The sequence below is a fragment of the Paenibacillus vini genome (assembly GCF_018403325.1).
Taxonomy (GTDB): domain Bacteria; phylum Bacillota; class Bacilli; order Paenibacillales; family Paenibacillaceae; genus Fontibacillus; species Fontibacillus vini.
The window spans coordinates 1-6,011 of record NZ_BOSL01000035.1 but is presented as its reverse complement, the minus strand read 5'-3'; the positions used below and the strand labels follow the sequence as shown (position 1 = coordinate 6,011).

Below are 6,011 nucleotides of genomic sequence, written 5' to 3'. Positions count from 1 at the left end.
CGTGTATTATCAAGGGGCGATTTACATTTTTGGCGGTGGATTAACGCAAGTCGATGTGTTTTATACGGACGACCAGCCAGAAAGAGTAGCTTTATTAGCATGGCTAGCTACAAGATAGGAGGGATACGATGAGTACAAAAACGCAAAATCTCGGACTTAACGTCTGGAGCCGCGATGATAAACTTAACGTTGCGGAGTGGACCGAAAACTTTACGAAGCTGGACGCTGCCGTCCCTGCCGCAGAGCAAGCCGCAAAGGACACCGCAAAGCAGTACACGGACGATGCGGTAGGTGACGTCGAGATGCAACTACAGCTCGTCAGCGATGCGGTCAACGGGGCGACAGCGGATGTAGGCTCGCTAAATCAGCGCGTGACGGCGGCGGAGAGTGCGGTTAATGGCGTACAGACCGATATACAGGATCTGACCGCGCAGATTGGCGACATGTCCGGCGTGCCAACAACGGCCAAAGACGCAGCAGGAGCAATTACAGAGCTTTTTACACATGTCGGTAACGGTAAAGCGGCACTCACTACCGCTGTTGCCGACAAGGGCGGTGTCGTGCCGGGGAGTGAGCCGCACAGTTTTGATGATATCGCGGCCGGCATCGGGTCAATCCCGACAGGCGTACCAGGCGGCGTAGATACGAGCGATGCAACGGCAACAGCAGCGGATGTACTCGCAGGCAAAACGGCATATATCGCACCCGGCAAAGTCACCGGGACGATGGCAAACCGAGGGGCTGCGATATTAACACCGAGTGGTACAGTGGATGTTGTCGTCCCGGACGGAGCGTATAAAGGTGCAAAAGTCGCTAAGGTCACGGTGCCAGCAGACAAAGTTCTGGCGGGTACGACGATAGCGGGAGTGCCTGGGACGATTCCGGACCGTGGAACAATAAACTCAATTATCCCAAGTACGACAATACAATCCTTACCATCGGGTTACTACGGCGGAGATATTGTTGTTCCTGCGGCACCTAATATGCTCCCCGAAAACATCAGGAAAGGAATGTCTATCTTCGGCGTAGCTGGCACAATGGTTGAAGGTAAACAGTGGGCGGAGGGTACGTATAACACCAGTTCTACCGGCTCATTTTCCGATGTGCATGTAACCGGGCTTTCTTTTTTACCTAGTGTTATTGTAATCACTGATTTTAGATTAAACTCTTATTACTACACCGCCGTTTATAACGCGGCATCGAGTACAGCAAACTACGCCGAACGAGGTAATCGGGCGGTCTTGGACGGAACCACATATAAAGTAGTACACGGAGAATTTCGTTTGAAAATTAGAAATGATCAAACAACAGTCAGATGGATTGCTTTTGAGTAATGGGAGGGTTGATAATGCAAATTGGTCGAAAAATATACTATGAAAAGTCAACAGGCTTTGTAATTGTTGATACACGTCCACGATCCGGTAATGTCCGCGAGACAACGCAAGAGGAGGACTTTGCCAATTACACAGCGCTTGCCGAGCGAGTGCCAGAAACAGTCGGCGTGATCCAGCTAGAGTATGGACAGTACGAGGAGGACTTTGCCGAGTGCAACGGGTACCGCGTAAATCTGGACACGCTGGAGCTGGAGTTTAGCTATCCGGACCCGAGCAACCCGGAACAACCGCCGGCATATCAAAAGCCATTGACGGAGCAGATCGCGGAGCTAAGGGCCTCCGATCTAGACAACAAAGAAGCTATTGCATCCCTTTTGGAGATGACGTTGGGAGGACTTTAATTGGACAAGACAGCTTTTGCTAAGATTTATCTGGATTTGGTCAAAGCAGGACGGCGGACAGAGGACAGTGTGCCGGAGCAATTAAAAGCAGAATACAACACTTTAAAAGAAGCTGATACAAGTGCTTAATGCGCTACGGTATCGGCTTTTATTATGGACATTTGAGCGCTTAATGGAGGGAGGTGATCCTGTGAGCGAGCAAATGAAACGGGTCTTTGCAACCACCTACGTTGCGCTGATCTTGGCCGGTCGCCGGACGATCGATGATGTGCCAGAGATTATCCTGGATATCGTCAAGGCGGATTTAGGGATTGAATAGATATTAAGCCCTCGGAGCTGATCCGGGGGCTATTTTATTACGGAAGAAGGCGGATGGATGGATTGGGTAGCGGTAATCGCCGTAATCTCAACGGTAAGTAGCATTATACTCGCGTGGACAACTTTCGCACGCAACGCAAAGCATGACATCAGCGCAAGCACGGAGTCCGACGTTGTTCAGCGTGTGGACGTCGAATATATCAAGCGCGGCATTGACGATATTCGTGCGGACGTGCGTGCGCAAGGCCAGCGTGTGGACGGTTTGTCCGAGCGAGTAACGCGACTTGAGGAGCGTCAAAACAGTCGCGAACGGTTGGACAAATTTGCGTAGGAGGCGCGGCATATGATTTACTCCGCGATTGCGATTGGAGTTGCGGTATTGGCGGTCGTACTGGCGCTGTTTTGGCGGCCCGGCGAACGAAAGGAACGTAGGAAGCGTAAGAAAATCGAGTTTAGCAAGATCGTGCTGGCGCTCGTCATGGCGACGTACTTTTTCGGCGTCGTCATCGGCGTCGTCGTTGTATTGCGGTCGAGTGCGGAATTGGGCGCATTGCTTGCGTTTATTGGCGCGCCGGTGGCAACGGCTCTCGGCTTTTATTACTGGAAGGCGAAAAATGAAAACGTAAGTAAAATCAAATTATATACGCCGGACGACCCGGCAGAGGAGGAAGGACCATGATCGATTTAACACCTATTGTACAGGCTGCTATTTTACTTATTGCGGCCATTATCACTACTTTTGTCGTACCCTACATTAAATCCAAAACCACGGAGCAACAGCGCCAGCAGATCGCCGCATGGACAAAGATCGCAGTTGCGGCAGCTGAGCAAATCTACACGGGACCCGGGCGGGGCGACGAGAAGAAAAAATACGTCTTGGACTTTTTAGCGGAGCACGGGTACATCATGGATATCGACGCCCTCAACGCGCTTATCGAGGCGACGGTGCTGGAGCTTAACAAAGGGACAGCGGCATGAGCAATCCATTTGCAGAGTACAAGTTGACTAGCCCATTCGGCTACCGAATCCACCCCGTATATAAAACTCGTAAATTCCACCGGGGGGTGGATCTCGTCACCAGCCCCTCAAACGGCCCGATCTACGCCTTTGTTGCCGGGGAGGTTGTCCATGCCAAGGAGGGAGTAAAGGGCTCGGGATTCGGCGGCTACGGGATCGTCGTGGCCATCAAGGACGATAAGGGTTATTTGCACTGCTACGCTCACTTATCGATGGCAGCCGTCAAGGTTGGACAAAAAGTGGAGCGCGGTCAGATGATCGGGCGTCAGGGTAGCACAGGCGTTAGCACGGGGCCGCATCTCCATTATGAGGTCCGCAAGAAGGCCAGCCCAAGTTATGGGTATACCGCCACCGAAAACGGCGTTGTGGAGCCGACCAAGTACCTAAAGGATTACTACGGGGGGGATGTTCCGAAGATGAAAGCAGCAGATGCAAATAAAATCATCAATCAATGGCTTAAGCCGGCTTACGGCGCGGCGAAGACACCAACGGAGAAAAAGGAAATCGGAAGACTGGCGGATGAGCTGCGTGTCGCATCGGGTCAACCAAAACAAAATAGTTAGGGTTTACAGATTGTCCCAAATAATATAATATATAAAGCTACCCTGGCGATATATAATCCGATAGAATCGTTAGAAAAGCCCACTACCTATTGGTCGGTGGGCTTTTTTTGTATTATTCTAAATTATCAATCGCGTACTGTGCTTCTTCCTTTGTAAACTTTTCACCATATTCGGAAATCAACTGATCGTAAATATCCGCATCAGACATATTCATTGATTCTGCATAGGTTTGAGCCATGTTTAATGCATTTTCTTTCCAGTCGACTACAATATTATCAATGGCATATTGGGCTGCTTCTGGAGGGAACTGCTCCCCATATTCTGAAGTCAACTGGTCGTATATACCCGCTTTTGACATGTGCATGGCTTCTGCATATGTTTCCGCGGTTCTTAACGCAGCTTTATATTCCCTAGGGATGCTGTTCTCCTTTTCCTCAGCTTCCTTTCTTGCTTTTTCCTCGGCTTCCTCTTTTGCCTTTTTCTCTGCCTCTAACTTAGCTTTCTCTTCGTTCTCTTTTTTCTCTGCTTCTAGTTTTGCTTTATCCTCGGTCTCTTTTTTCGCCTGGTCATCTTCCTTAGCACCTTCTGTGGAGACTGCCGTTGTTACGGCTTTATCATCTGTACTGTCAGCATTCTCAACTGTTGTACTTGGATCTGCTGCGACTGAGATTATTAAGATAGCGAATAGAGCGGCGGCTATAAAAAATTGCTTTTTTGCCTTCCCATTCTTTTTAGCTTTTGAAACGAAAGCTATTACTGTGAAAGTGATACTTGCAACAAATGATACTAATCCTATAAACATCCACACAATAAAATACCCCCTAAAAATGTATAACTGTAGTTTATCAGACCTAGGAAAATATATCCATAGTACTAGTATTTTTCTAATAGTTTGGAATTTTTCAATAAAAAGAGATATTGATCTATCCAACCGATCGGGCTTATAATACGAATATACGTTCTTATTTACGAGGTGCGAAATGAACAAAACAGCCGGGATAATTACAGCCGAAGAACGCCGAATGATGCGAGATTACATACTGCTTACTCATATACATACGATGGTGCATAAAAGCATAGACGATCTGCAATTCACTGACTCAATTTTGAGAGATACTTATTTATTGTTCAACGAACACATTGAGGGTATGGTTTTTATGGACTTAAAGATTCATCGACTAGCCCTTAAGCATCACGGGATACAAGTAACCAAAGAGGAACACAGCAAGGACGGTTTTGTGATTTATTACTATTATACTTGCCGGGGTTATACAGACCGACTAGGATTGACTAGAGACGTTATGAAGTCGGAGATTAGTATTAGGCTGGGCAAATATGTTGAAGCTGTAGCGGACGTATTGAAGCCCAAATAAGACCACTCAGGAGATATTCCTCAGTGGTCTTTTATATTGGCCGGTACCTGTCCGGTAATTCTTATTGCCAAAATGGTAAGTCGGGATTATAATAAGAACAAATGTTCCGAATTTAGACAAATGATGCGCTTACATTAAATTTTTTTAATGTTAATAATTCACCGAAACTTGATGATAGAATGGGAGTAATACTCTCTAAAGGGAGGGGGTCGGAAAAATTGAATTCCGGAAAAGTCGAATACTGTCCGTTTGGAACAATTTGTTCCAAATATATCCGAAGGAGTGCGGAAAATCCGCAACTTACTTCTCATTAACCCACTCATAAAGGTCTTCCATTCTACACCCTAAGATCATGGCGGCCACATACATATCTTCAGGCAGCATTGCCCGCTCGCTGTTGCAAAAATGGGATACCATTCGAACGCTACGGCCGGACCTTTCTGCAAAAAAAGTTTGGGTCCATTTCCGTTGCTTGAGCAGGTCAGGAAGTAAGCATCTCCCTCGGGAGATATTCAAAATTTGCTTACTCCTTTCGGACATGTTCTCGGTAAATTGTACCATTCCTTAGTTTGGTAAACAACAAGATGACAGGAGGCAATATTAATGCCAATCGAATTAATCGAATCAATTGTTGAAAAAAGATCAGATGACATTATTTCGCAAGCCGAGATCGCCTGTTCTGAAACTTTGGACGAATTGATTGGTATCATCCAGGAACTGAAACTGAAATTGCCAAACTCGATGGCCCCGGTTTTAATAAACCTTGAAGATGCTTATCTTAAGGTTTGCATTGAAAGCAGCAGAGCCTCATATAAAACGGGGTTGTTAGATGGAATGAAGATTCATAATTATTGCAATAAATAAACGAATGACCCCTCTAAACTGGTACCCTTGTCAAGGACACTTAAAAAAGAGAAGGCTTAGGCAACAGACAATAGATGATTCCTGTACTGAACAGGGGTCATCTTTTTTAATCCCCATTGATACCTGTGATGGTTGTAATAT

13 protein-coding genes are annotated in these 6,011 nt (G+C 46.8%); 10 read left to right on the top strand and 3 right to left on the bottom strand.

What is annotated here, in order from left to right; genetic code table 11:
* Positions 1-128: 128 nt before the first annotated feature.
* The 8 genes from KJS57_RS25910 (at position 129) to KJS57_RS26655 (ending at position 3,633) form a co-directional block, all read left to right on the top strand.
* Positions 129-1,334 (top strand): hypothetical protein, encoded by a 1,206-nt coding sequence (locus tag KJS57_RS25910; protein ID WP_213656839.1) that lies wholly within the window; start codon positions 129-131, stop codon positions 1,332-1,334.
* Between the two features lie 14 nt (positions 1,335-1,348).
* Positions 1,349-1,735 (top strand): hypothetical protein, encoded by a 387-nt coding sequence (locus KJS57_RS25905; RefSeq protein ID WP_213656838.1) that lies wholly within the window; start codon positions 1,349-1,351, stop codon positions 1,733-1,735.
* Positions 1,736-1,864: a CD1375 family protein gene (locus KJS57_RS26665; protein WP_280520410.1), complete on the top strand. Its 129-nt coding sequence runs from the start codon at positions 1,736-1,738 to the stop codon at positions 1,862-1,864. It abuts the gene before it with no gap.
* A gap of 61 nt (positions 1,865-1,925) precedes the next feature.
* The gene (locus KJS57_RS26660) at positions 1,926-2,054 is read left to right on the top strand and encodes a CD1375 family protein (RefSeq protein WP_280520409.1); all 129 of its coding nucleotides are present in this window, start codon (positions 1,926-1,928) and stop codon (positions 2,052-2,054) included.
* 57 nt (positions 2,055-2,111) lie between these two features.
* On the top strand, positions 2,112-2,384 hold the full coding sequence (locus tag KJS57_RS25900) for a hypothetical protein (RefSeq protein ID WP_213654760.1): 273 nt from the start codon (positions 2,112-2,114) through the stop codon (positions 2,382-2,384).
* A 12-nt stretch (positions 2,385-2,396) separates the two neighbouring features.
* Positions 2,397-2,732, top strand: coding sequence for a hypothetical protein (locus tag KJS57_RS25895; protein ID WP_213656837.1), 336 nt, complete (start codon positions 2,397-2,399; stop codon positions 2,730-2,732).
* Positions 2,729-3,031 carry a phage holin, LLH family gene (locus KJS57_RS25890; protein WP_213656836.1) on the top strand — a complete coding sequence of 101 codons (303 nt, stop codon included), beginning with the start codon at positions 2,729-2,731 and terminating at the stop codon, positions 3,029-3,031. The genes KJS57_RS25895 and KJS57_RS25890 overlap by 4 nt, the downstream gene beginning before the upstream one ends.
* The gene (locus tag KJS57_RS26655) at positions 3,028-3,633 is read left to right on the top strand and encodes a M23 family metallopeptidase (protein WP_213656835.1); all 606 of its coding nucleotides are present in this window, start codon (positions 3,028-3,030) and stop codon (positions 3,631-3,633) included. The genes KJS57_RS25890 and KJS57_RS26655 overlap by 4 nt, the downstream gene beginning before the upstream one ends.
* Before the next feature lie 112 nt (positions 3,634-3,745).
* Here the strand turns inward: KJS57_RS26655 and KJS57_RS25880 are convergent, their stop codons facing one another.
* On the bottom strand, positions 3,746-4,435 hold the full coding sequence (locus KJS57_RS25880) for an Ltp family lipoprotein (protein WP_213656841.1): 690 nt from the start codon (positions 4,433-4,435) through the stop codon (positions 3,746-3,748).
* Between the two features lie 178 nt (positions 4,436-4,613).
* Here KJS57_RS25880 and KJS57_RS25875 point away from each other — a divergent pair, with 178 nt between their 5' ends.
* Positions 4,614-5,006, top strand: coding sequence for a YhjD family protein (locus KJS57_RS25875; RefSeq protein WP_213656834.1), 393 nt, complete (start codon positions 4,614-4,616; stop codon positions 5,004-5,006).
* A gap of 300 nt (positions 5,007-5,306) precedes the next feature.
* Here the strand turns inward: KJS57_RS25875 and KJS57_RS26855 are convergent, their stop codons facing one another.
* Positions 5,307-5,546, bottom strand: coding sequence for a helix-turn-helix domain-containing protein (locus KJS57_RS26855; RefSeq protein ID WP_505871754.1), 240 nt, complete (start codon positions 5,544-5,546; stop codon positions 5,307-5,309).
* 63 nt (positions 5,547-5,609) lie between these two features.
* Between KJS57_RS26855 and KJS57_RS25865 the strand changes: the two genes are divergently transcribed.
* Positions 5,610-5,870, top strand: coding sequence for a hypothetical protein (locus KJS57_RS25865; protein ID WP_213656833.1), 261 nt, complete (start codon positions 5,610-5,612; stop codon positions 5,868-5,870).
* Between the two features lie 56 nt (positions 5,871-5,926).
* On the opposite strand, the gene KJS57_RS25860 is transcribed toward KJS57_RS25865, so the two are convergent.
* Positions 5,927-6,011: IS3 family transposase (locus KJS57_RS25860; RefSeq protein ID WP_211020181.1), on the bottom strand; the 85-nt coding region annotated here is incomplete at its 5' end.